Genomic DNA, 22640 nt, shown 5'->3' on the forward strand with positions numbered 1-22640 from the left:
TGCGCACAGCGCCGCCCGCGTGGCGCACCCACGTTCTCTTGCCTTCCGAGCCTGGAGTGATCCGTGTCCGCTCCTGCCCAGCGCCCCGTGACCGACGTCCTCTCCTCACCGGTGAAGACGCGGTCCAAGGGACGCCACCGCCCCGACATCGAGGGGCTTCGGGCCGTCGCCGCCCTGTTGATCGCCGTTTACCACATCTGGTTCGGCACGGTCTCCGGGGGCGTCGACGTCTTTCTGCTGCTCACCGGTTTCCTCGTCACCGGGTCGCTCGTACGCACCCTGGAGCGCGGCGACCGGATCAAGTTCGGGGCGTACTGGAGCAAGGTCGCCAAGCGGCTCTTCCCGGCCGGTGCGGTCGTGCTCGGCGCGGTCCTGGCCGGCACCTACCTGTTCATGCCGCGCTCGCAGTGGACCGAGATCATCGGCGACGTTCAGGCCTCCGCGCTGTACTACGGCAACTGGCACCTGGCCTTCGGCGCCGTGGACTACATGGCCGAGAACTCCGCGGCCAGCCCGGTGCAGCACTTCTGGTCACTGGCGATCCAGGGGCAGTTCTACCTGGTGTGGCCGCTGTTCATCACCGCGGTCTCCCTGGTCGGGGTGTGGCTGGGGATCCGGGTGCGCACGGCGGCCTTGAGCGCGGTGGCGCTGGTCGCGGCGGGCTCGTTCGGGTACTCGCTGTGGATCACCTCCAACGAGCCGGTGTGGGCCTACTTCGACAGCGGCGCCCGGCTCTGGGAGCTTGCCCTGGGCGGCCTGCTCGCTCTCGTGGTGACACGCTTCGCCCTACCCGGAGCCCTGCGCTGGGCCGCCGGCTGGCTGGGCCTGATCGCGCTCGTGGCCTGCGGTTTTGTCATCAGCGACACCCTGCCCTACCCCGGTTACGCGTCGCTGTGGCCGACCACCGCCGCGGCCCTGATCATCCTCGCGGGCGCGGGTGAGGCCGAGAACGGACGCCTGTCCGCCAACCGCCTGCTGAGCGCGCGCCCGCTGACCTGGCTGGGCGGGCACGCCTTCCCCCTGTTCCTGTGGCACTGGCCCGTGCTGGTCTTCTACCTGGAGGTCACCGACCGGGTGCGCCCGTCGCTGTCCGGCGGGTTCATGGTCCTGGGGGTCTCCTTCCTCGCCGCCCTGGCCACCACCTGGGTCATCGACGGCGGCATCACCCGCGTCACCACCCGGTACAAGGCGCCGATCTGGTCGCTGGCCGCGGGTGTGCTCTTCGTCGTTCCCGTCCTGGTGGCGAGCTCGCTGTGGAGCCAGGAGATCGACCGCGACCGCACCGAGCGCCTGGAGCTGAGCTCCAACCCGATGAACTACCCCGGCGCCGCCGTCCACCTCGACCAGGAGCTGGCCACCGACCTCCCGGTGCTGCCCGTCTACCCCGACACCTCCACGGTCGCCGAGGACACCATCGAGGAGACCAGCGACTGCAACGCGGTGGCCGCCGACGACGAGATGGTGCTGTGCGAGTTCGGCGACCCCGACGCCGACTTCACCATCGCGCTGGTGGGCAGCTCCCACGCCCGGCACTGGTTCAACGCGCTGGAGGCCGTCGTCGAGCGGCAGGGCTGGAACATGGTCATGATGACCCGCAACGCCTGCCAGTTCAGCACCGAGATCCAGTACCGCGGCGGTGAGGAGTACACCAACTGCACCACGTGGAACCAGGAGGTCATGACCGAGCTGGAGACACGTGACGTCGACGCGGTCTTCGGCCTGGCGAGCCTGACCGACCCGCGTGAGGACAAGGAAGAGCACGTCCCCGACGGGTTCCTGCAGCGCTGGTACCAGCTGGACGCGATGGGCATCGACATGATCGCCGTCCGCGACACCCCGCGCTTCGACTTCGACGTGCCCGAGTGCGTCGACCGGGAGGGCGCGTCCGAGTGCGTGGCCGACCAGCGCGACTCCATGGCCGAGACCGCACCCTTCCACCACCTGGCCGAGGTCCCCGACAACACGAGCTTCATCGACCTGACCGGGTACCTGTGCCAGGGCGGCGAGTGCCAGGGCGTCATCGGCAACCAGCTCGTCTACTACGACGCGAACCACCTCAGCTACGCGTTCTCGGAGTCGCTCGGAGCCGTGCTGGAGCCCCACCTGTTGGAGGCCTCCGGGCAGGAGAACCAGGCCGACACCATGCTGTTGGGCTCCCCGGGGGTCGAGCAGGCCGGCGGAGAGGGCTGAGCCCCTGCCCCTGCGCCTGGGCCGCCGGGACCGGGTCGCGGCGGGGCCCGGGTCGCGGCGGAGCACCGCGCTCAGGCCCCCGGCGCCCGGTGCAGGGCCGCGCGCAGGCGCCCGCACGCGGTGAGGGCGGTGCGCAGGTTCCGTGCCCAGGTGCGCGCCCCGTGTGCCCGGCCACCGCCCTCCACCGCACCGACCGGCCCCAGCTGCCCGCCGCGGGCGCGGTCGATCAGCGCGTCGAAGCGCTCGGCCCAGTCGTCGTCGGTGCCGGGATGGAAGTAGGTGCGCACGGCCCAGTACGGGCTCGGCGCACGGAAGCGGGCGGCGCGCACGTCGGCGAGCGTTCCCAGGGCCCCGCTTCCCTCGAACGCCGTGTTGCGCAGGTCCTCACCCACCCCGAAGTCGGACAGCAGCACCACCGGCACCTCTCGGGCGACCGCCTCGAGCACCGTCGGGGAGCTGACCGTCACGAACCCGCGCGGGCGTGCCAGGCGCGAGGCCGGGACCCCGGAACGGAACACGAGGTCGTCGGCGCCGGCCCTGCCGTTCTCCACGAGCGCGCGCCACAGCCGCGGGTAGGGATGGGCCTCCGGGACGCCCTCCTCGCCCGCCTCCGCGTCGTCCAGGGCCACCACGACCTCGAGGTCCGGGCGGGCCCGTGCGAGCTCCGAGAGGGCCGTCAGAACACGTTCCCGGTCGGCGCGCGCCGCGGGCACCCCGGCCTGGGCGGCGAACACGATCCGGTTGGGCGCGGGCACGACGGCCTGGCGGGGCACCAGCGGGAAGGACCGGCGGGTGCGCGGCAGATACGGGAGTGTGGCCAAGGCGGTGCCGACGTGGACCCCGGTGCGTGCGGCCAGGTCGGCGCAGGCGGCGAGCTCCCGGTGGCTGTGCACGACGAGGAGGTCGGTGCGGGCCCGGGCTCGCAGTTCGGCCTCGGTGACCTCCGACGACAGAGGTGCCAGCGCCGAGACCAGTGCCGGGCGGCGTCCCCCGGTTCCGGTCTCCAGCAGCGGTGCCAGCTCGGCGACCCGGTCGGCGGAGCAGTTGAGCAGGACCGCGTCGGGCCGGCGCTTGCGCACGAGACTGCGCAGGCGGGACCGGGTGAGCACCGGGACGTGGCGGTCGGCCTGCGGGGTGGAGCGCAAAGCGGCGCGCAGACGCGCCGGGGCGGGCGCGTGGGGCCCGTTCAGCACCGCGAGGCCGACGGTGTGGCCCTCCCCCGGGACGGCGCCGAGCATCGCGGCGGACAGGCGGACGCGCGCCTCGGTGTCGGCGACGGCGAGCACGGTGAGCGCGCGTGCGGGACGGGCGGGGCGTACCCCGGTGGCCGGTCCGACCGCGGTGGAGCGGGGGTGGTCGTCCGGGTGGGTGAGCACCAGGGGGTCCTCTCCTGCGACGGGGGTGGTTCGGGGGCGGCCGCGGACGGGGACGGCCCACCCGACAGGCTACACACGCAGGGTAGTCGCATGAGGACGTTTCGGAGTACTCACCGGTGGAGACCGGCACGATCTCCACCCGAGTGCACGCTTCAGACACACGGCGAGGGACGGCCGACCACCGTCGACCGTCCCTCGTGCACGCTTCCGGTCGGGCTACTCGCCCTTCCAGTTCGGGGTGCGCTTCTCGGCGAAGGCCGCGGCACCCTCCATCGCGTCGTGGCTGACGAAGACGGGGCCCGCCAGCTCGTTCTGCTGGTCCCACATCTCGGACGTGGACCAGTCGTCGGAGGACGCCATGATCTGCTTCGACACCCGCACGGCGAGGGGGCCGTTGGCGCCGATGGACCGGGCGAGCTCCTTGGCGCCCTCGAGCGCGCCGCCGTTGCCGGTGACCCGGTTGACCAGGCCCAGGTCGGCCAGGCGCTGGGCGCCGACGAAGTCGCCGGTGAGGGCGAACTCCGTGGCCAGGTTGCGGGGGATGCGGTGCTGCAGGCGCAGCAGGCCGCCACCGCCGGCCACCAGGCCGCGCTTGACCTCCGGGATGCCGAACTTGGCGTCGTCGGCGGCCACGACCAGGTCGCAGGCGAGCACCGCCTCGAACCCGCCGGCCAGGGCGTAACCCTCGACCGCTGCGATCAGCGGCTTCTTCGGGGGCGCCTCGGCGAACCCGCCGAACCCGCGCCCCTCCACGACCGGAACCTCGCCCTTCATGAAGGCCTTGAGGTCCATGCCCGCGCAGAAGGTCCCGCCGGCGCCGGTGATGATGCCGACGGTGAGGTCGCTGCGCGAGTCCAGGTCGTCGAGGGCCTCGGCGACCTGGGCGGCCACGGCGGCGTTGACCGCGTTCTTGGCCTTGGGGCGGTTGATGGTGATGACGGCGACGCCGTCCTCGGTGGTGTAGAGAACCTCGTCCGACACGGGTTCCTCCTACTTCGGGGGCATACGGAGGGCGCCGTCGATGCGGACGACCTCACCGTTGACGTAACTGACCTCGACCAGGGTGCGGGCGAGCTTGCCGAACTCCTCGGCCGAACCCAGGCGCTTGGGGAAGGGCACCGGGGCGGCGAGGCGCTGCTTGAACTCCTCCGAGCCCGGGCCGTCGCCGTAGATGGGGGTCTCGAGGATGCCGGGGGCGATGGTGTTGACCGTGACGCCGATGGCGGCCAGGTCGCGCGCGGCCGGCAGGGTCATGCCGATCACGCCGCCCTTGGAGGAGGAGTAGGCGATCTGGCCGATCTGGCCCTCGATGCCCGCGAGGGAGGCGGTGTTGAGGATGGAGCCGCGCTCGCCGTCCTCGTTGAGGGGCTCGGTCTTGGCGATCTCGGCGGCCGAGAGGCGCAGCACGTTGAAGGTGCCGATCAGGTTGACCTGGATGACCTTCTGGTAGCTGTCCAGGTCGTGGGGGTTGCCGTTCCGGTCGACGGTGCGGGTGGCCCAGCCGATGCCGGCGCAGGAGACGGCCACGCGGAACGGCTTGCCGGTGTCGACGGCGGCCTGGACCGCGGCCTTGACCTGGTCCTCCTGGGAGACGTCCGTGCTGACGAAGACGCCGCCGATCTCCTTGGCGACGGCCTCGCCGCGCTCGGCGTTGAGGTCGGCGACGACGACGGTCGCACCGGCGGAGGCGAGTTCCTTGGCGGTGGCCTCACCCAGGCCACTCGCGCCGCCCGATACGAGGGCGGAGATTCCGTTGAGATCCATGCCACGCACTCTACAGAGCATGTGACCCACGCACTAGAACAGGGTTCGGTTAATCGTGAGTAGCCCTCGCTGACCAGGGATGACGCCCTCGAATTTTCCACCCCGATCCATACCCGCCGGTAACCTCAACGGCCCTCACTACGCTCCTGCCATGGCCACAACGACCGCATTAGAGTGGATGCAGGAGTCGACCCGGGAGGATTCGATGACTGCAGAGCCGCTGCCCGACTGGTTCATGCCCCCGCCCGGCGGCTGGACCGCAGATGACCTCGACCGCCTCCCACCCGGTGCCCCCCGAGTGGAACTCATCGATGGATCCCTCGTCTTGCTCTCTCCACACACGAAGTTCCACGGCAAGGTCATGTTCTGCCTCCAGGCAGAGCTGTACGATTTCCTGCCCGACGACGTCGACATCATCAACGAACTGTCCGTGAAGCTGGGCAAGCAACAGCGCCCGGAACCCGACCTCGTGGTCTACCGGTACGACCCGGACGGGGAGGAAGAGTGGCACGCTGACACCCATGTCCTGCCCGAAGAGGTCCTCATCGCCATCGAGATCGTCTCCGAGGAATCCAAGGACCGCGACCGCACGACCAAACCCATGAAATACGCGCAAGCGGGGATCCCCCACTTCTGGCGTGTGGAGTACGAGGACGGCAATGCCGCCATCCACGTCTACGAGCTCGACGGGACGAAGGAACCCCGTTACGTCCCGGTCACCGTCGCCCGCAAGCGGCTGCAGCTCCAGCAGCCCTTCCCCATCGACCTCGACGTGACGTCCCTGGCCGCGCGGCCGGGTCAGCGGCGGCGGTAGGAACTCAGCCGGCGCTGGCGGCGGCCCTGGCGCCAGCGGGGCAGCCCTTCACGCGCGAGGTCAGCGGCTCCGACGATGCCCGCCTCGTTGCCGAGCGCGGCCGGCACGACCCGGGCGGCGGGCCGGTACCCGCGACCCGTGAGCCGGCGCTCGAACGCCGTGCGCGCGGGCCCCAGCAACAGGTCACCGTTCTCCGACACCCCGCCCCCGATGACGAAGACCTCCGGGTCGAAGGCGGCGGCGAGATCGGCCAGGCCGCTGCCGAGCCACTCCCCCGCGTCCTCCATCAGCTCCACGCACGCCCGGTCGCCCTTGGCCGCCAGCTCGCCCACGAGCGCACCGGAGATCAGCGCCGGATCACCGCCGACCGCCTCGGTGAGCGCCCCGGCCACCGGCGACTCCGCCGCGACCAGCGAACGGGCCTCCCGTGCCAGGGCGTTCCCGCTCGCGTACTGCTCCCAGCACCCGCGGTTGCCGCACTCGCACCGGTGGCCGCCCGGCACCACCGTCATGTGCCCGAACTCCCCGGCCATCCCGTAGCGCCCCCGGTGCAGCGCTCCGCCGAGCACGACCGCCCCGCCGATACCGGTCCCCAGGTTGACCACCACGACGTCGTCGGAGCCCTGGGCCGCGCCCACGCCCGCCTCGGCCCACGCGGCGGCGTTCGCGTCGTTCTCCACGACCACCGGCAACCCGAGACGCACCGTCAGCGCGTCCTTCAGCGGTTCACCCCGCCACGACAGGTGGGGCGCGAACAGGACCGTGGCACGGTGCTCGTCCACGAAACCGGCGGCGCCCACACCGACCGCACGCACCGGGTGCGCCGACCGGAACTCCTCGACCACCCCGGCGACGGTCTCCTCCACCACCTCGGGGCTCTTGCTGCGGTGCGGGGTCTCGGTGCGCACCCGCGCCAGGATCCGCCCCTGGGGCGTGACCACACCCGCCGAGACCTTGCTGCCCCCGATGTCGACGCCGACCGTCAGCGCCTGACCGAACCACGTGTCCGCGACCATGCCCCTGTCCTTCCCCCGACCTCGCGGCCCCTCCCCGGGGCCGCACACGACGCGGCCGCACGGCCCCTCCCCGGAGCCGTGCGGCCGCGTTCCACAGTCCCTGCGGTGTCCCGTGTCAGGACAGTTCGGTGCGCACCACCTCGGCGAGCTTGTCCGCCGCGGCCCGGGCCTGCCCCTCCTCGGGGGCCTCGACCATCACACGGACCTTCGGCTCGGTGCCGCTCGGGCGGAGCAGGACCCTGCCGGTCTCACCCAGCTCGGCCTCGATCTCGCGCACGGCCTCCCACAGGCGCTCGGAGTCGTTCACCCGGGTGCGGTCCACGTCCGGGACGTTGACCAGCACCTGCGGCAGACGCGTCATGACCTTCGCCAGCTCCGCCAGCCCCTGGCCGCGGCGTGCGACGGCGGCCATCAGGTGCAGGCCGGTCAGCACACCGTCGCCGGTGGTGGCGTGGTCCAGCAGGATCACGTGGCCGGACTGTTCACCGCCGAGCCCGAAGCCGCCGCGTTTCATCTCCTCGAGCACGTAGCGGTCGCCGACGGCCGTCTCGGCCACGGTGATGCCCTCGCGCTGCATGGCCAGCTTCAGGCCCAGGTTCGACATGACCGTGACCACGAGGGTGTCCTCGGCCAGCTCGCCGGCTTCCTTGAGCTCGGTCGCGAGGATCGCCAGGATCTGGTCGCCGTCCACGACCCGGCCCTCGGCGTCCACGGCCAGGCAGCGGTCGGCGTCACCGTCGTTGGCGATGCCGGCGTCGGCCCCGTGCAGGCGCACCGCCTCCTGGAGCGCGTCCAGGTGGGTGGAGCCGTAGCCCTGGTTGATGTTGTGGCCGTCGGGGGCGTCGCCGATCGTGACGACCTCGGCCCCCGCCCGGCGCAGCGCCTCGGGGGCGACCGTGGCGGAGGCGCCGTGCGCGCAGTCCACGACGACCTTGATCCCGTCGAGGCGGTTCTTGAGGGAGCCCACCACGTGCTCGACGTAGCGCTCGGCCCCGTCGGTGGCGTCGCTGACGCGGCCCACGTCCTCGCCCACGGCCGGGTTGGAGGGCACGCCGAGCATGCCCTCGATCTCGTCCTCGAGCGCGTCGGCGAGCTTCTGGCCGCCCTCCGCGAAGAACTTGATCCCGTTGTCGCGCGCGGGGTTGTGGCTGGCCGAGAGCATGACGCCGAAGTCGGCGCCGAGCTCACCGGTCAGGTGCGCCACGGCCGGCGTCGGCAGGACACCCGCCCGCACCACGTCGACCCCGGTGCTGGCGAGCCCGGCCACGACGGCGGCCTCGAGGAACTCACCGGAGGCGCGCGGGTCACGGCCCACGACCGCCACGGGTCGTCGATCCTCGCGGCGCTCCGTGAGAACGCGCGCCGCCGCGACGGACAGGTCCAGCGCGAGGGCAGCGGTCAGGTCCTGGCCCGCGACACCGCGTACACCATCGGTTCCGAACAGCCGAGCCACAGCGTCAGCCCCTTTCGAGATCGGCGCCTCCTAGTCGGCGCCGGAGAGTTCGGGGTGGCACGAAACACGCCACCGGATACAGCAAAAACCCGCACGCCGTCCCCGTGAGCGGGGACGACGTACGGGCAACAGCTCAGCCGGGACGGAACCGGCGAAAGAGCATCAGCGCTTGGAGAACTGGGGAGCCTTGCGCGCCTTCTTGAGACCGGCCTTCTTCCGCTCGACCTCGCGGTCGTCGCGGGTGAGGAAGCCGGCCTTCTTGAGGGTCGGGCGGTTGTTCTCCGGGTCCAGGGAGGACAGCGCACGGGCGACGCCGTGGCGCATGGCCCCGGCCTGACCGCTCGGGCCGCCACCGTTCAGGTTGGCGAAGACGTCGTAGGCGCCGTCGAACCCGAGGGAGACCAGCGGCTCCTTGATGGTCTGCTGGTGGACCTTGTCCGGGAAGTAGTCCTCGAGCGTCTTGCCGTTGACCTTGACCTCACCCGTGCCGGGCGCGATGCGGACGCGGGCGACCGCCTTCTTGCGACGGCCGGTGCCGGCGCTGGGGCCGGACGCGGTGGGGACGTAAGCGGCGACGGTCTCGTCGGACTCGCTGGTGAACTCGGAGGGGAATTCCTCCGGGTTCTCGACGTACTCCTGCTCGACGTCTTCGATGCCGGTGGGCTCGACCACGGTTCTCCTCGTACTTCCTGTAAAAGTCTCGCGAACGCCTAGGCGGACTGCTGGATCTTGCCGATCTCGAACGGAACCGGCTGCTGGGCCTGGTGCGGGTGCTCCGGACCGGAGTACACCTTGAGCTTCTTGGCCATCTGGCGCCCGAGGGAACCGTTGGGGAGCATGCCCTTGACGGCCTTCTCGATGGCGCGCTCCGGGTTCTTCTCCAGCAGCTCGGCGTAGGAGACCGAACGCATACCGCCGGGGTAACCGGAGTGCCGGTACGCGCGCTTCTGCTCCAGCTTCTTACCGGACAGCGCGACCTTGTCGGCGTTCACGACGATCACGAAGTCGCCGGTGTCGATGTGGGGCGCGTAGTAGGGCTTGTGCTTGCCCCGAAGCAGCGTGGCAACCTGGCTGGCCATACGCCCGAGCACGAGATCGGTAGCGTCGACAACGTGCCACTGACGCTGGACATCGCTAGTTTTGGGGCTGTATGTGCGCACGATCGTTTGCCTTCGCTCTTCAGTCGGCTGCCCCATCCCTGGAGGGATGGTGGACTCGTTTACGGAACACCCCCGCGGGCGCGGGGCCGGGAACTCCCCGCGGTTGCGGGGCCGTCACTGGGCCGGATGTCCCATGCCATTTTCAGGACGACCCGGTAATGAGTGCGCAGACGGTGGTGCGTGGATCGGCTCCCTGTGACGCAATGTCTGGGGCCCACGGCAACTCAACGCACAACGACGGAACATCCTACCCGGCTACCCGGATGCCGGTCAAAGCGGATCCAGGTGTCCCAGGCAGGACCACGTCCGCACACCATGGTACGGACTCGGAGCCACGTCCGTGACCTCTCCGCCTTTTATTATGCCTGTCGTCAGAAGTGCTTCGTCCTGTCCCCGCCCGTGCGTTGGTTACCCTTGCACCGAAAGGCCGGTCTCCGCCCCGTACGACGGGCGCTGACATCCCTTCGGAGACACCCGTCACGATCGCGCCCCTCGCCTGCGGTCGGACCGCACGGGCGCTTTCCGTCCCACCCTCGGAGACTTCGGAGACTCTCATCAGTACGCATCCGCAATCGCCGCGAAACGGTCCGGACGGACAGGACGACGGTGACGGCCGGGACCTGCTGGGCTCAGAACCCGAGGCACCGGCGGGGACCCCGGACGGGGACCCTCACCAGGGTCGCACGGCCGACGGGCCCGGTGCGTGGGGTTTCGGGACCCCGGACGCCTTCGGCCGTGGAGAGTCCGGTCACAGTGGCGCCGGCGCGGGCGATGACCCCTTGCCCGGCCCGGAGACCTACGGCGCACCGCGGCCCCCGTGGGCCGATGCACCGGAGAGCCTGTCCCCCGACGCCCGCGGACCCAGCGGCCCGCAGGAACCCTGGGACGGTACCGGGAGCGACCCGACGGGCCCGAACCCGTATTCGCCCGAGCCCGGGGCGTACGCGGGTGACGCGTCGGGGGCCGGAGGATCGCCGACACCCTGGAGCAGCGCCGGAGGCGCCACGTTCGGCGGACCGGCCGCAGACGGGATCGACGGCGAGCAGGGCGACGCCGGCACCCAGGCTCCGGGGCTTCCCGGAGCTCCGGGCGGACCACAGGCCCCTTGGGGTGCCGAACCCCCGCCTCAGGATGGCGGAGGAGCCACATTCGGTGAACCGCCCGCGAGCACGCTCGGCGACGCCCACGCAGGGGGTCCGGGTGTTCCGGGTGCCCCCGGGACCGGGGCTCAGACCCCGTGGAGCAGCGCCGAAGGCGCCACGTTCGGCGGACCGGACACGGGCACACACGACGACGGGCGCCCCGGAGCGCCGAGCGGACCACAGGCCCCGTGGGGAAGCGCACCGGGGGCGCCGCAGACACCCGTGAGCGCGCCCGGCCCCGCAGCCCCCGGTGATCACCACCGGTCGGCCGGCCCCCGGGAACCGTGGGCCGGAGCACCCGCGACCGGTGGTGACGCGCACAGCGCGCCCCGCTCCCCCCTCGGCCATGAGCCGCACGTGGGGACCGGCCCGCAGCCGCCCAGCGGCCCCCAGCCCCCGTCGAGCAGGTCCGAGGACGCCTCCTTCGGCGGTCCGGCCGCGGGCGAGACCGAGCACGGGCACAGCGACCCCCACGCCGGAGGCCCAGGTGTTCCCGGCACGTACGACGACGGGCGGACGGGCGGACAGAACGCCGCTCCGAGCGGCCCGCAGACCCCATGGGGCGCGGAACCCCCGCCTCATCCCGGGGCATCCAGCGGCCCGCAGGCCCCGTGGGGAAGCGCACCGGGGGCTCCACAGGCACCCGCGAGCGCGCCCGGCGGCACCGCTGGGCCCGCGGACCCTGGCGAAGCACACCGGTCGGCCGGCCCCGCAGGTACCCCCGGTGGCCCCTCGGGCCCTCGAAACCCCGCACACCCCGGCGGACCCGCCGGACCCGCCGGACCCGTGGGCCACGACGCCCCGGTCGGTCCTGCGGACGCATCCGGAGGCCCCTACGGCCCCATGCCCTCCGGGGGACACAATGGCCCCGGCAATCCCCACACCCCGAGCGGATCCCACCAACCCATGAATCCCAACGGCCCCACGGGCCCCGAGGGCCACGACGGCCCCAGCGGCCCGCACACACCGCACGGCCCCCACGCTCCGACACCGGACGGGCACGACACCCCCGTGCCCCCGGGTGCGCCCAACGGCCCGGAAGGCCCGTACGCCCCGAGCGGCCCCCAGCAGCCGCCGATGCCGCCCCGGGGCGCCCCGAGCGGCCCGCACCGGCCCATGGGTCCTGGAGGCCCCCAGGGACCACAGGGCCCCAACGGCCCCATGGGTCCCGGCGGACCCCAGGGCGGCCCCGGCCCGCACCCACCGAGCGGGCCCCAGCAGCCGCCGCACCCCGGACCGCCGCAGGGACGTCCCCCCATGGCCCCGAGCGGCGGGCAGCAGCCCATGCCTCCCGGTCCCCCGCAGGGTCCCCCCGGCCCCGGCGGGCCGGGTGCGCCCGCGGGCCCCAGTGGACCGCAGCCCCCCATGCCGCACGGCGCCCCGAGCGGGCCGCACCAGCCGATGGGCCCCGGCGGGCCCCAGGGGCCCGGATACCCCGCCGGACCGCCCGTTCCGCCCGGCGCACCCATGGGACCGGGTGGCCCACAGGGACCGCCGCCCGGCGTCCCCGGCGGCCCGACCGGCGGGCAGCCGCCCATGCCCCACGGGGGACCCCAGGGGCCGGGCGGCCCCGGAGGTCCGCCGCAGGGTCCGCACGGTCCCCAGGGGCCACACGGGCCGGGTGACAGGCCCCCCGAAGAACCGATATTCCCGCCCGAGGCCGTGGGCTCCACCCAGAGCCTCTCCGCGGTCCCGCCGTCCGGACGCGGGGACAACCGCCCGCTCTTCCGGGACGAGGTCCCCGAGGACGCAGGTGCCGACACGGCCCAGTTCGACGTCCAGAGCATGGACGACTACGACGGGTACGACGACTACGCGGACGAGGGCCACGACCGCTACGACTCCGGCGCCCGCAAGCGCAAGGCCCTGCTGATCTCCGGTTTCGTGGTCCTGCTCATCGCCGCCTCGGGCGGTGCGTACTTCATCGCCTCGAGCGGGTCGGTCCCGGGCAGTGACGCTCAGGCGGCGACCGTCGGGCACGAGGACGACGACCCGGACCCGCTCGACCCCGAGGCGCTCTTCCCCGAGTCCGTGTCCTTGGGCACCGACGACTACGACGGCGACTTCGACCGGGTCGCCGTCGACGACACCGAGGAGTGCGCCGACGGGGCCCACGGGGAGTACGGCGAGGTGCTGGGCGGCAACGACTGCCGGCAGCTGGTGCGCGCCTCGTACCTGAACGAGGACGACGGGCGCGCGGTGACCATCGGTGTCGCCGCGATGCCGTCCGAGGAGCAGGCCGGCACAGCGCTGGACGAGCAGGACCTGGTCGCCGCGCAGTGGTTCGCCGGTCTGGCCGGTGACGAGGGCACCCCCGCCGAGGGACTCGGCCACGCCGGCGGGTTCGGCAACAGCGCCACGTGGGGCCGGTACGTGCTGTTCTCGCTCGGCACCGACGGCGCCGAGGCGGAGGACGGGACCGAGGACGCGGAGGAGCTGCGCAGCGTCAGCGACGGGTTCCTGGAGGAGCTCCACACGTCCATCTCCGAGGAGCGCTCCTAGCGCACACGACCCCGCTCCGTCCCGGGCACGAGCGAGCGCCCGGGACGGAGCGCAGGCGTCCTCAGGCACGCTCCGCCGAGGCGAGGCGTTCGGCGGAGTCCAGGTACTGCCGACCCAGCTCACCGGCGCCGAGCTCCAGCAAGTACAGCCCGCTGGACACCCGCTCGACGAAGCCCCACTGCCAGATCGCGGTCGCGTCGAGGCCGGAACGCGACGCCAGCAGCCGGCAGTACCCGCGGGCCCTCACGACCGCGTCGGCGGGGCTTCCCGACAGAAGCTCGGTGCACCATCCCCGGAGCACCACCCCGAGGTCGTAGGCGGGGTCCGCGAGGAAACCGTCGGGGTCGACCAGAACGTAGCCCGACCGTGCACCGGCGCGGGGCACCGGCACCCGCAACGCGTTGTCGGGGTGCGGGTCGCCGTGCACCACGACGGCCCCCTCGAGAGCGGTACCGGCCCGGCGCTGTTCCGCGAAGTCCAGGGCGAGGTCCACGACACGCTCGGGGCACGGCCGATCCTGCTTCTCCCAGAGCGAGGACACCAGCGCACCCAGTTCCACCGCCTTCCGCTGCGCCTGCTCCCGGGTGGCGGCGGACGGACGGGGCACCTGCCACGCCTGGGCGAGCACGTCGCAGAGCACCCCCATCTGCCGCTCGGGTGACAGGCCGGCCCGGCTCAGGGGGCCGCCCAGTCCTTCGAGCAGCAGGGCGCGGTGCTCCGCGTCATCGGCGAGCAGGCGCACGTAGCCGCGACCGCCGGCCGTCCGGAGAACGTGCACCCGGTCGAAGGTGCCCAGCTCAGGGTCCGGGGGATCGATCTTGAGCACGGCGTCCCGGCCCTCGGCGTCCCTCGCCCGTGCCACGTAGGCCGCCGATCCGCCGGACAGAGGCGGTCCCACCGTGATCGCCCAGCGCTGCTCGAGTTCGGCCACGAGGTCCTCGAGGCCGTTCAGCCAGGCCGTCCCGGCCGCACCGAGCCGCGTGGCGCGTTGTCGTACGAGGTCCGGAAGTTCCATCCGGTCAGCATGACCCCGCGCCCGGACACACTCCAAGCCCTTTTCCCGGGGCCGGTACGGAGCGCACGTGTTCATGCGCCGTCGAAGCGTCCCCGGGCCCTACGGCAGCTCCCGCACACGCCGGGTCGCCGACGCCCGCGACTCCAGCTCCTCGTCCGCGGGGTAGCGCACCTCCTCCAGGCTCAGGCCCTGCGGACCCACCACGTGCACCGACGAATCGCGCACACCGGCCCGCAGAACCTCCCCCGGCCACTCGACCCCGCGACGGCCGTCCCCGACCGCGAGCAGCGCACCCACGAGCGCGCGCACCATGTTGTGGCAGAACGCGTCGGCCTGGATGGTCCCGTGCACCAGATGCCGGTCCACACGCTCCCACGACAGGTGCAGCAGCTCCCGGATCGTCGTCGCCCCGTCCCGTTTCTTGCAGTACGCCGCGAAGTCGTGCTCGCCCCGCAGATGCTCCGCGGCGGCGTTCATCCGCTCCACGTCGAGCGGGTGCCGGTGCCACAGCACGTCGCGCCGCCACAGCGGGTCAACCCCGTAGGGCGCGTCGCTCACCCGGTACAGGTAGCGCCGGAACAGCGGCGAGAAGCGCGCGTCGAACCCGGGCGGCGCCACCCGCGCGTCGCTCACCCGCACGTCCTTGGGCAGCACCCCCGCGAGCCGGCGCAGCACCCGCTCGCCCTCGTTCTCCCACGTCTCCAGCGGCACGTCGGCCTGGGCGACCTGCCCGCGCGCGTGCACACCCGAGTCCGTGCGCCCCGCACAGGTCAGCGAGACCGACGGCAGGCGCAGCACCTTGGCGAGCGCGTCCTCCAGCTCACCCTGGACGGTCCGCTGCGTCGGCTGCCTCGCCCACCCGGAGAAGTCGGTGCCGTCGTAGGCGATGTCGAAGCGCACCCGCACCAGCTCGGGGCCCCCGACCGTCATCTCGTTCACGTCCATCGCACGACTCCAGTCCCGGATACGACGAGTGCCCGACCCCCGCGGGGATCGGGCACTCGGTGTGCGGTCCGTGTCCGGGCAGGCCCGGGCACGGCCTGACCACTACTTGCTCTCGGAGTCCTCGGCCTTGGCCTCGGTGGTCTCCTCGGCGGCGGTCTCCTCGGCCGCGGGGGCCTCCTCCGCCTTCTCCTCGGCGGCGGGCTCGGCCGGAGCGGCCGGGGCAGCCGGGGCGGCCATGGCCTCGACCAGCTCGATCACGGCCATCGGGGCGTTGTCGCCCTTGCGCGGACCGATCTTGGTGATGCGCGTGTAACCACCGGGGCGGTTCTCGAAGCGCGGACCGATCTCCGTGAACAGCTCGTGCACGACGGCCTTGTCGGTGATCTTGGCGAGCACCTGGCGGCGGGCGTGCAGGTCACCGCGCTTGGCGAGGCTGATCAGCTTCTCCGCGTAGGGACGCAGGCGCTTGGCCTTGGTCTCCGTGGTGCGGATACGGCCGTGGGTGAACAGCGACGCGGCGAGGTTCGCCAGCATGTGCCGCTCGTGAGCGGGCCCGGAACCCAGACGGGCGCCCTTCGTAGGCGTGGGCATGGTGTCGTTCTCCTAGTGATGCGGTCCACGGCCGCACTCGGCCGGGGACCTTGGGGCGACGAAGGTCTAGTACTGCTCCGTCTCGACGAAGGACTCGCCCTCGTCGTCCTCGGAGCCGTAGGAATCGGCCGCGGAGCTGGGGTCGAATCCGGGAGGGGAGTCCTTCAGGGACAGGCCCATGTCGACGAGCTTCTGCTTGACCTCGTCGATGGACTTGGCACCGAAGTTGCGGATGTCCAACAGGTCCTGCTCGGAGCGGGCAACCAGCTCACCGACGCTGTGGATGCCCTCACGCTTGAGGCAGTTGTAGGACCGGACCGTGAGGTTGAGGTCCTCGATCGGCAGCGCCAGGTCGGCCGCCAGAGCGGCGTCCGTCGGCGACGGGCCCATGTCGATGCCCTCGGCGTCGACGTTGAGCTCGCGCGCCAGACCGAACAGCTCGACCAGGGTCTTGCCCGCGCTGGCCACGGCGTCACGGGGACGGATGGCCGGCTTGGTCTCGATGTCGACGATCAGGCGGTCGAAGTCGGTGCGCTGCTCGACACGGGTGGCCTCGACCTTGTACGTCACACGCAGCACCGGCGAGTAGATCGAGTCGATCGGGATGCGCCCGATCTCCTGACCCTGCTGCTTGTTCTGCGTCGCCGAGACGTAACCGCGGCCGCGCTCGACCGTCAGCTCCATCTCGAGCTTGCCCTTGCCGTTCAGCGTGGCGATGTGCAGGTCGGGGTTGTGCACCTCGACACCGGCCGGCGGAGCGATGTCCGCGGCAGTCACCACACCGGGGCCCTGCTTGCGCAGGTACATCAGCACGGGCTCGTCGTGCTCGGAGCTGACGACCAGGCCCTTGAGGTTGAGGATCATCTCGGTGACGTCCTCCTTCACGCCGGGCACGGTGGTGAACTCGTGCTCGACGCCCTCGATGCGGATGCTCGTGACAGCCGCGCCGGGGATGGAGGACAGCAACGTACGCCGGAGCGAGTTGCCGATGGTGTAGCCGAAGCCCGGCTCCAGCGGCTCGATGACGAACTTCGAGCGCAGGTCCGAGGCGACTTCCTCGGTGAGCGTGGGACGCTGTGCGATCAACATGGTCCGTGTCTTCCCTTCCACATGGCCGCCCGCTATTTGACGACCACCTGACGGGCACCACCGGACGGGTGCCCGTTGACCGGATTCCTACCCGGCTCGCGCCCCTGTCAGAGGAGCGCGGCCAACAAGCGCGGCACGGCGCCCGCGGGGCAGGATCGCGGGCGCCGGAACGGGATCAGACCCGGCGGCGCTTGGGCGGACGGCAGCCGTTGTGCGGAACCGGGGTGACGTCCTGAATGGAGCCGACCTCCAGGCCGGTCGCCTGCAGCGAACGGATGGCGGTCTCCCGGCCCGACCCCGGGCCCTTGACGAACACGTCCACCTTGCGGACGCCGTGCTCCTGGGCACGGCGCGCGGCGGACTCGGCGGCCATCTGAGCGGCGTAGGGGGTCGACTTACGCGAACCCTTGAAGCCGACCTGACCGGAGCTGGCCCACGAGATCACGGCACCGTTCGGGTCGGTGATGGTCACGACCGTGTTGTTGAACGTGCTCTTGATGTGAGCGTGCCCGTGGACAATGTTCTTCTTTTCCTTGCGGCGCACCTTGCGCGCGGCACCCTGACGGCCCTTAGGCGGCATTGGCGAAACTCCCAGAGATCATCGGTCCGTTGACAGTTCTCGGACTCGGTGGACGGTCCGAACGGACTACTTCTTGCCGGCCTTCTTCTTGCCGGCCACGGTCTTCTTCTTGCCCTTGCGGGTACGCGCGTTGGTCTGCGTGCGCTGGCCGCGGACCGGCAGGCCGCGACGGTGACGGTAGCCCTGGAAGCTGCCGATCTCCATCTTGCGGCGGATGTCGGCCTGCACCTCGCGGCGGAGGTCACCCTCGACCTGGTAGGTGTTCTCGATCCACTCGCGGAGCTTGACGAGGTCTTCCTCGGCGAGGTCGTAGATGCGGGTGTTGCCGTCAACACCGGTGTTCTTCAGGGTCTCGATCGCGCGCGTGCGGCCGACACCGTAGACGTACGTGAGAGCGATCTCCACCCGCTTGTCGCGGGGGAGGTCCACGCCGGCAATACGTGCCATGTGGGCGATACTCCATCCATGCTTGTGCGGAGGTCTGCACCCGTCCCACCCTCTCGTCGCCCAATCGACGAGGCCCCGGCCTCCGACCGGGGGTGGTTCCCGGACCGCCACAGCGGTCGAACGGGAATCGGAACGGGTTTCTGTTGTTTCACAACCTCCCGGGGAAGACCTCCCCCGGGCCGGGTTCTCGCGGTACGTGAATCCGCGTCAAGCCCGCCGGGTACTTAGCCCTGGCGCTGCTTGTGGCGCGGGTCCGAGCAGATGACCATGATCCGGCCGTTACGGCGGATCACGCGGCACTTCGCGCAGATCTTCTTCACGCTCGGCTTGACCTTCATGGTGACTCCGAACTCATGCCGCCCTGTGGGCCCTGCGGCCCCCTGAGCCGGCTACTTGTAGCGGTAAACGATGCGCCCGCGCGTGAGGTCGTACGGGCTCAGCTCCACGACGACGCGGTCGTCGGGGAGAATACGGATGTAGTTCATCCGCATCTTGCCGCTGATGTGGGCAAGGACCTGGTGCCCGTTGTCGAGCTCTACCTTGAACATAGCGTTGGGTAGGGACTCGACAACGGAGCCCTCGATCTCGATGGCGCCGTCTTTCTTGGCCATGTCCTTCTACGCCTCGCTCATCGATTGGTTGATCAGGACAACCCGACGCGACCCCAGTGGACCTGGCATGACACTACGGCCCCGGCGACGACTGGTCACAACCGTCACCGACGCCAGAACTCACTGGAAGTTCGGGCCAACTGCAGAGCGTGCGTCGTGTGGACGCGGCAAGAGAAGGCAGACTGACCCAACAGCCCGCGTATGGGCAGTGTCAGTCTACCCCCGCGGGGCAAGTACTCCCGCCACCGGGCCTCGCGGCCTGCACGACGGTTACCTCACCCCCGCCGGGGTTCCCCGTACGTTCCCTGAATCGCGAACGATCCTGGCAACGCCGGGACCCGCGGTTTTCTTCCCCGGTCGGGAGAGGGTCAGCCCCGCCCGGGATCGGGCTCCTCGCCGCGGCGCTGACCCCACAGCACCCCGGCCGTCACCAGCCCCATGAGGATGCCCCAGGGGAACATCACCCACAGGAACCAGGGATAGGAGTGGTCGGTGGTGAGCACGAGGATCAACCAGATGACGAGGCAGAGCACGTTGACCCCGCCCCACAGCGCCCACGGGATGACGATGGCCGGGTCGCGCCACGTCAGCGGCGGGACCGCGGTCTCCTCGGACCGCTGGTCCGCGCCCCGCAGCTCGGCGAGGTCGCGTTCGGGGAGGTCCTGGGTGACCCGGGCGAGCTCGCCCTCGGTCCGTGCCTTGTAGGTGGCGGCGAGGCGTTCGGTGAACTCCTCGTGGTCCAGCCGCCCCTGGGCGAAGTGCTCCTGGAGCAGCTGGGCGACACGATCGCGTTCGGAATCGGGGACCCGCATCGACGGAGCCTGGTCGGACACTGCACGCACCTCGCAAGGAAGGGCCGGCGGCGTTCCGGGCTCCCCGGCCCCCGTGCTTCGGACCGGAACCGGGCCGTCACCAGCTCGGCTGGACGAATCCCATGTCCACGATCTTATCCCGGTTGTCCTCGCGGGCCGTCAGAACCATCGGCCCGTCGGCGGTGATGGCCACCGAGTGCTCGAAGTGCGCCGCCCGGCCGCCGTCGCGGGTGACCACGGTCCACTCGTCGTCGAGGGTGACCACGTCGTGCCGGCGCATGGTCGTCATGGGCTCGATCGCCAGGCACATGCCTTCGACGAGCTTGACGCCCTTGCCCTTGCGTCCGTAGTTGAGCACGTGCGGGTCCATGTGCATCTCGGTGCCGATGCCGTGCCCGCCGTACTCGCGCACGTTGCCGTAACCGCCGTGCTTGGCGATGTAGGTGCCGATCGCGTGGCTGATGTCGCCCAGGCGGCCGCCCGGCTTCATCTGGGCGATGCCCTGCCACATCGACTCCTCGCACACGGCCATCATGCGCAGGTCCTCGTCGCGCGGGGTCCCGGCGACGATGGTGACGGCGGAGTCGCCGTGCCAGCCGTCGAGGATCGCACCGCAGTCGACGGAGACGATGTCGCCGTCGGAGAGCACACGTTCCGCACTGGGGATGCCGTGCACGACCTCCTCGTTCACGGAGGCGCAGATCGAACCGGGGAAGCCGTGGTAGCCCTTGAACGAGGGCACCGCGTCGGCGTCCCGGATGACCTTCTCCGCGACGGCGTCGAGCTCGAGCGTCGAGACGCCGGGGCGCACCGCGTCCCGGACCGCGTCGAGGGCGCGGGCCACGATGCGGCCCGCCGCCCTCATCAGCTCGATCTGCTCCGGGGTCTTGATCTGCACCGGATCAGTTCTGCGGATCATCAGGAAGAGGCCTTCTCCCGGATGGCCGCCATGGCGCGCTCGGACACCTCCGCGACCGGTCCGGTCGCGGCGATGGTGGCGAGCAGACCCTCGGCCTCGTAGAACTCCACCAGCGGGGCGGTCTGGTCGCGGTAGACCTTCAGGCGGTGCCGGATGGTCTCCTCGCGGTCGTCGTCGCGCTGGTACAGCTCCGCGCTGTCGTCGTCGCAACGGCCGGCAGCCTGCGGGGCGTCGTACTCGACGTGGTAGACGCGCCCGCACTCCGGGCAGGAGCGGCGCCCCGAGAGGCGGTTGACCACCTCTTCCTCGTCGACCCGCAGCTCCAGGACCACGTCCAGCTTCGAGTCGAGGTCGGCGAGCATGGTCTTCAGGGTCTCGGCCTGGGGGACGTTGCGCGGGAACCCGTCGAGCAGGAAGCCCTCCGCCGCGTCGTCCTGTGCCAGACGGTCCTTGACCATGGCGTTGGTGACCTCGTCGGGGACCAGGTCCCCGCGGTCCATGTACTCCTTGGCCTTCTTGCCAAGCTCCGTGCCGCCACTGACGTTGGCCCGGAAGATGTCACCGGTGGACACCTTCGGGATCGACAGCTCGGTCGCGAGGATCTGGGCCTGGGTACCTTTACCGGCCCCAGGCGGACCCACCAATACAGCGCGCATTTATCGCAGAAAACCTTCGTAGTTCCTCTGCTGGAGGTGACTCTCGATCTGCTTCACCGTGTCCAGCCCGACTCCGACCATGATCAGGATGCTCGTCCCGCCGAAGGGGAAGTTCATGTCGGCGCCGGTGGCTCCGAGCGCGACCATCGGGAGAAGAGCGATCACACCCAGGTACAGGGATCCGGGGGTCGTCAGGCGCGTGAGCACGTAGTCGAGGTACTCGGCCGTCGGACGCCCAGGTCGGATACCCGGGATGAAACCACCGTACTTCTTCATGTTGTCGGCGACTTCAGTGGGGTTGAACGTGATCGCGACGTAGAAGAAGGCGAAGCCCACGATCATGACGAAGAAGGTCGCCATGTAGACGGGGTGAGTGCCCGTGAGGAAGTAGGTCTGGAAGAACTGCGCCACCGGGTGGGTCGAGTCCTGGCCCATGAGCCCGACGATCAGCTGCGGCAGATAGAGCAGCGAAGAGGCGAAGATCACGGGGATGATGCCCGCCTGGTTGACCTTCAGCGGGATGTAGGTCGAGCTCCCGCCGTACATGCGGCGGCCGACCATCCGCTTGGCGTACTGCACCGGGATGCGGCGCTGGGCCTGCTCCATGAAGACCACGGCCGTGATGAGCGCCAGGCCGGCGATGCAGATGATGGTGAAGATCCAGACGGACCGCTCCTCGTACAGACCCATGATCGAGGAGGGGAACATCGCGATGACCTGCGTGAAGATCAGCAGCGACATACCGTTGCCGACACCGCGCTCGGTGATGAGCTCACCGAACCACATGATGATCGCGGTACCCGCGGTCATCGTGAAGACGATCGTCACCAGGGTGAGGATGTCCTGGTTCGGCATGTAGACCGTCGACGGGATCTGGTTCTGGAACAGAGCACCCGTGCGGGCCATCGCCACGATGCTCGTGGCCTGCAGGACCGCCAGCATCAGCGTCAGATAGCGCGTGTACTGCGTGATCTTGGCCTGCCCGGACTGCCCCTCCTTCTTGAGGCGTTCCAGGTGGGGGATCACCACGGTGAGCAGGTTGATGATGATGCTCGCGGTGATGTACGGCATGACCCCGAGTGCGAACACCGCCAGTTGCAGCAGGGCGCCGCCGCTGAACAGGTTGATGAGCGTGTACACACCGGTCTGGTCGGCGGCCGTGACCGCCTCCATCTGCTCCCGGATGGCCGCGGAGTCGATCCCCGGGGCGGGGATGACCGAGCCGAGCCGGAACAGCGTCAGGATGAACAGTGTGAACAGCAGCTTGTTGCGCAGGTCGGGCGTGCGGAATGCACGAACGAACGCACCTAGCACGTCTCCTCCTGCGCGGTTTCGGCGGCGGAACGGGTTCCAGACATCGCGGCCGATCCTGATCGTCGTAGAGCCTCAGCACGGGCTGGTCGCCCTGTGCTCGGAAGTTTTCACATTACGTCAAGCGGGAAGCGTAAACAGATGGCACTGTAACAGCCATCACGCATCCATATCAGTTCGTGAGCCATAACGATCGCCGCTCACGTCCCGGGGCTGCAACACCGCGGGGCGCCCGCCGGCCGGTCGT

At 70.8% G+C, this 22640-nt stretch carries 22 protein-coding genes; 3 read left to right on the forward strand and 19 right to left on the reverse strand.

What is annotated here, in order from left to right:
* Positions 1 to 63 precede the first annotated feature (63 nt).
* Positions 64 to 2190 (forward strand): acyltransferase family protein, encoded by a 2127-nt coding sequence (locus tag IDM40_RS16725; protein ID WP_328807042.1) that lies wholly within the window; start codon positions 64 to 66, stop codon positions 2188 to 2190.
* A 71-nt stretch (positions 2191 to 2261) separates the two neighbouring features.
* Here IDM40_RS16725 and IDM40_RS16730 read toward each other — a convergent pair whose 3' ends face one another.
* The 3 genes from IDM40_RS16730 to IDM40_RS16740 all read right to left on the reverse strand — a co-directional run bounded on the left by IDM40_RS16730 (position 2262) and on the right by IDM40_RS16740 (position 5330).
* Positions 2262 to 3566 (reverse strand): DUF6716 putative glycosyltransferase, encoded by a 1305-nt coding sequence (locus IDM40_RS16730; RefSeq protein WP_193122948.1) that lies wholly within the window; start codon positions 3564 to 3566, stop codon positions 2262 to 2264.
* A gap of 216 nt (positions 3567 to 3782) precedes the next feature.
* Positions 3783 to 4547 (reverse strand): crotonase/enoyl-CoA hydratase family protein, encoded by a 765-nt coding sequence (locus tag IDM40_RS16735; protein ID WP_193122949.1) that lies wholly within the window; start codon positions 4545 to 4547, stop codon positions 3783 to 3785.
* A 9-nt stretch (positions 4548 to 4556) separates the two neighbouring features.
* The gene (locus tag IDM40_RS16740) at positions 4557 to 5330 is read right to left on the reverse strand and encodes an SDR family NAD(P)-dependent oxidoreductase (RefSeq protein WP_193122950.1); all 774 of its coding nucleotides are present in this window, start codon (positions 5328 to 5330) and stop codon (positions 4557 to 4559) included.
* A gap of 205 nt (positions 5331 to 5535) precedes the next feature.
* On the opposite strand from IDM40_RS16740, the gene IDM40_RS16745 reads away from it, so the two are divergent.
* Entirely contained in the window at positions 5536 to 6144 is a 609-nt protein-coding gene (locus IDM40_RS16745) for a Uma2 family endonuclease (RefSeq protein WP_193122951.1), read from the forward strand.
* Here IDM40_RS16745 and IDM40_RS16750 read toward each other — a convergent pair.
* From IDM40_RS16750 to rplM, 4 genes are all read right to left on the reverse strand, one after another.
* Positions 6129 to 7160 (reverse strand): ROK family glucokinase, encoded by a 1032-nt coding sequence (locus IDM40_RS16750; protein ID WP_193122952.1) that lies wholly within the window; start codon positions 7158 to 7160, stop codon positions 6129 to 6131. The two genes, IDM40_RS16745 and IDM40_RS16750, sit on opposite strands and share 16 nt — an antisense overlap.
* Positions 7161 to 7275: 115 nt before the next feature.
* Entirely contained in the window at positions 7276 to 8613 is a 1338-nt protein-coding gene (gene glmM / locus IDM40_RS16755) for a phosphoglucosamine mutase (RefSeq protein WP_193122953.1), read from the reverse strand.
* 162 nt (positions 8614 to 8775) lie between these two features.
* Entirely contained in the window at positions 8776 to 9285 is a 510-nt protein-coding gene (gene rpsI, locus IDM40_RS16760; RefSeq protein ID WP_193122954.1) for a 30S ribosomal protein S9, read from the reverse strand.
* A gap of 38 nt (positions 9286 to 9323) precedes the next feature.
* The gene (gene rplM / locus IDM40_RS16765) at positions 9324 to 9773 is read right to left on the reverse strand and encodes a 50S ribosomal protein L13 (RefSeq protein WP_193122955.1); all 450 of its coding nucleotides are present in this window, start codon (positions 9771 to 9773) and stop codon (positions 9324 to 9326) included.
* A gap of 2804 nt (positions 9774 to 12577) precedes the next feature.
* Between rplM and IDM40_RS16770 the strand changes: the two genes are divergently transcribed.
* Positions 12578 to 13417: a hypothetical protein gene (locus IDM40_RS16770; protein ID WP_328807043.1), complete on the forward strand. Its 840-nt coding sequence runs from the start codon at positions 12578 to 12580 to the stop codon at positions 13415 to 13417.
* Positions 13418 to 13478: 61 nt separating this feature from the next.
* On the opposite strand, the gene IDM40_RS16775 is transcribed toward IDM40_RS16770, so the two are convergent.
* The 12 genes from IDM40_RS16775 to secY form a co-directional block, all read right to left on the reverse strand.
* Entirely contained in the window at positions 13479 to 14432 is a 954-nt protein-coding gene (locus tag IDM40_RS16775) for an aminoglycoside phosphotransferase family protein (RefSeq protein ID WP_193122956.1), read from the reverse strand.
* A 99-nt stretch (positions 14433 to 14531) separates the two neighbouring features.
* Entirely contained in the window at positions 14532 to 15377 is an 846-nt protein-coding gene (truA, locus tag IDM40_RS16780) for a tRNA pseudouridine(38-40) synthase TruA (protein ID WP_193122957.1), read from the reverse strand.
* 102 nt (positions 15378 to 15479) lie between these two features.
* On the reverse strand, positions 15480 to 15968 hold the full coding sequence (rplQ, locus tag IDM40_RS16785; RefSeq protein ID WP_193122958.1) for a 50S ribosomal protein L17: 489 nt from the start codon (positions 15966 to 15968) through the stop codon (positions 15480 to 15482).
* Positions 15969 to 16034: 66 nt separating this feature from the next.
* A complete protein-coding gene (locus IDM40_RS16790; protein ID WP_193122959.1) occupies positions 16035 to 17057 on the reverse strand; it encodes a DNA-directed RNA polymerase subunit alpha in 1023 nt (340 codons plus the stop codon).
* Positions 17058 to 17232: 175 nt separating this feature from the next.
* Positions 17233 to 17637 (reverse strand): 30S ribosomal protein S11, encoded by a 405-nt coding sequence (rpsK, locus tag IDM40_RS16795; RefSeq protein WP_017615403.1) that lies wholly within the window; start codon positions 17635 to 17637, stop codon positions 17233 to 17235.
* 66 nt (positions 17638 to 17703) lie between these two features.
* Positions 17704 to 18084, reverse strand: a complete 381-nt coding sequence (rpsM, locus tag IDM40_RS16800; RefSeq protein WP_193122960.1) for a 30S ribosomal protein S13 — start codon at positions 18082 to 18084, stop codon at positions 17704 to 17706.
* 224 nt (positions 18085 to 18308) lie between these two features.
* The gene (rpmJ, locus tag IDM40_RS16805; RefSeq protein WP_013156136.1) at positions 18309 to 18422 is read right to left on the reverse strand and encodes a 50S ribosomal protein L36; all 114 of its coding nucleotides are present in this window, start codon (positions 18420 to 18422) and stop codon (positions 18309 to 18311) included.
* Between the two features lie 51 nt (positions 18423 to 18473).
* Entirely contained in the window at positions 18474 to 18695 is a 222-nt protein-coding gene (infA, locus tag IDM40_RS16810; protein ID WP_013156135.1) for a translation initiation factor IF-1, read from the reverse strand.
* A 368-nt stretch (positions 18696 to 19063) separates the two neighbouring features.
* Entirely contained in the window at positions 19064 to 19528 is a 465-nt protein-coding gene (locus tag IDM40_RS16815; RefSeq protein ID WP_193122961.1) for a DUF1707 domain-containing protein, read from the reverse strand.
* 76 nt (positions 19529 to 19604) lie between these two features.
* Positions 19605 to 20426: a type I methionyl aminopeptidase gene (gene map / locus IDM40_RS16820; protein WP_193122962.1), complete on the reverse strand. Its 822-nt coding sequence runs from the start codon at positions 20424 to 20426 to the stop codon at positions 19605 to 19607.
* Positions 20426 to 21082 (reverse strand): adenylate kinase, encoded by a 657-nt coding sequence (locus tag IDM40_RS16825; RefSeq protein WP_193122963.1) that lies wholly within the window; start codon positions 21080 to 21082, stop codon positions 20426 to 20428. Before IDM40_RS16825 ends, map begins: the two co-directional genes overlap by 1 nt.
* A complete protein-coding gene (gene secY, locus IDM40_RS16830) occupies positions 21083 to 22396 on the reverse strand; it encodes a preprotein translocase subunit SecY (RefSeq protein ID WP_193122964.1) in 1314 nt (437 codons plus the stop codon).
* Between the last annotated feature and the right edge of the window lie 244 nt (positions 22397 to 22640).

This window comes from Nocardiopsis coralli, from assembly GCF_014892575.1.
GTDB classification, from domain to species: domain Bacteria; phylum Actinomycetota; class Actinomycetes; order Streptosporangiales; family Streptosporangiaceae; genus Nocardiopsis; species Nocardiopsis coralli.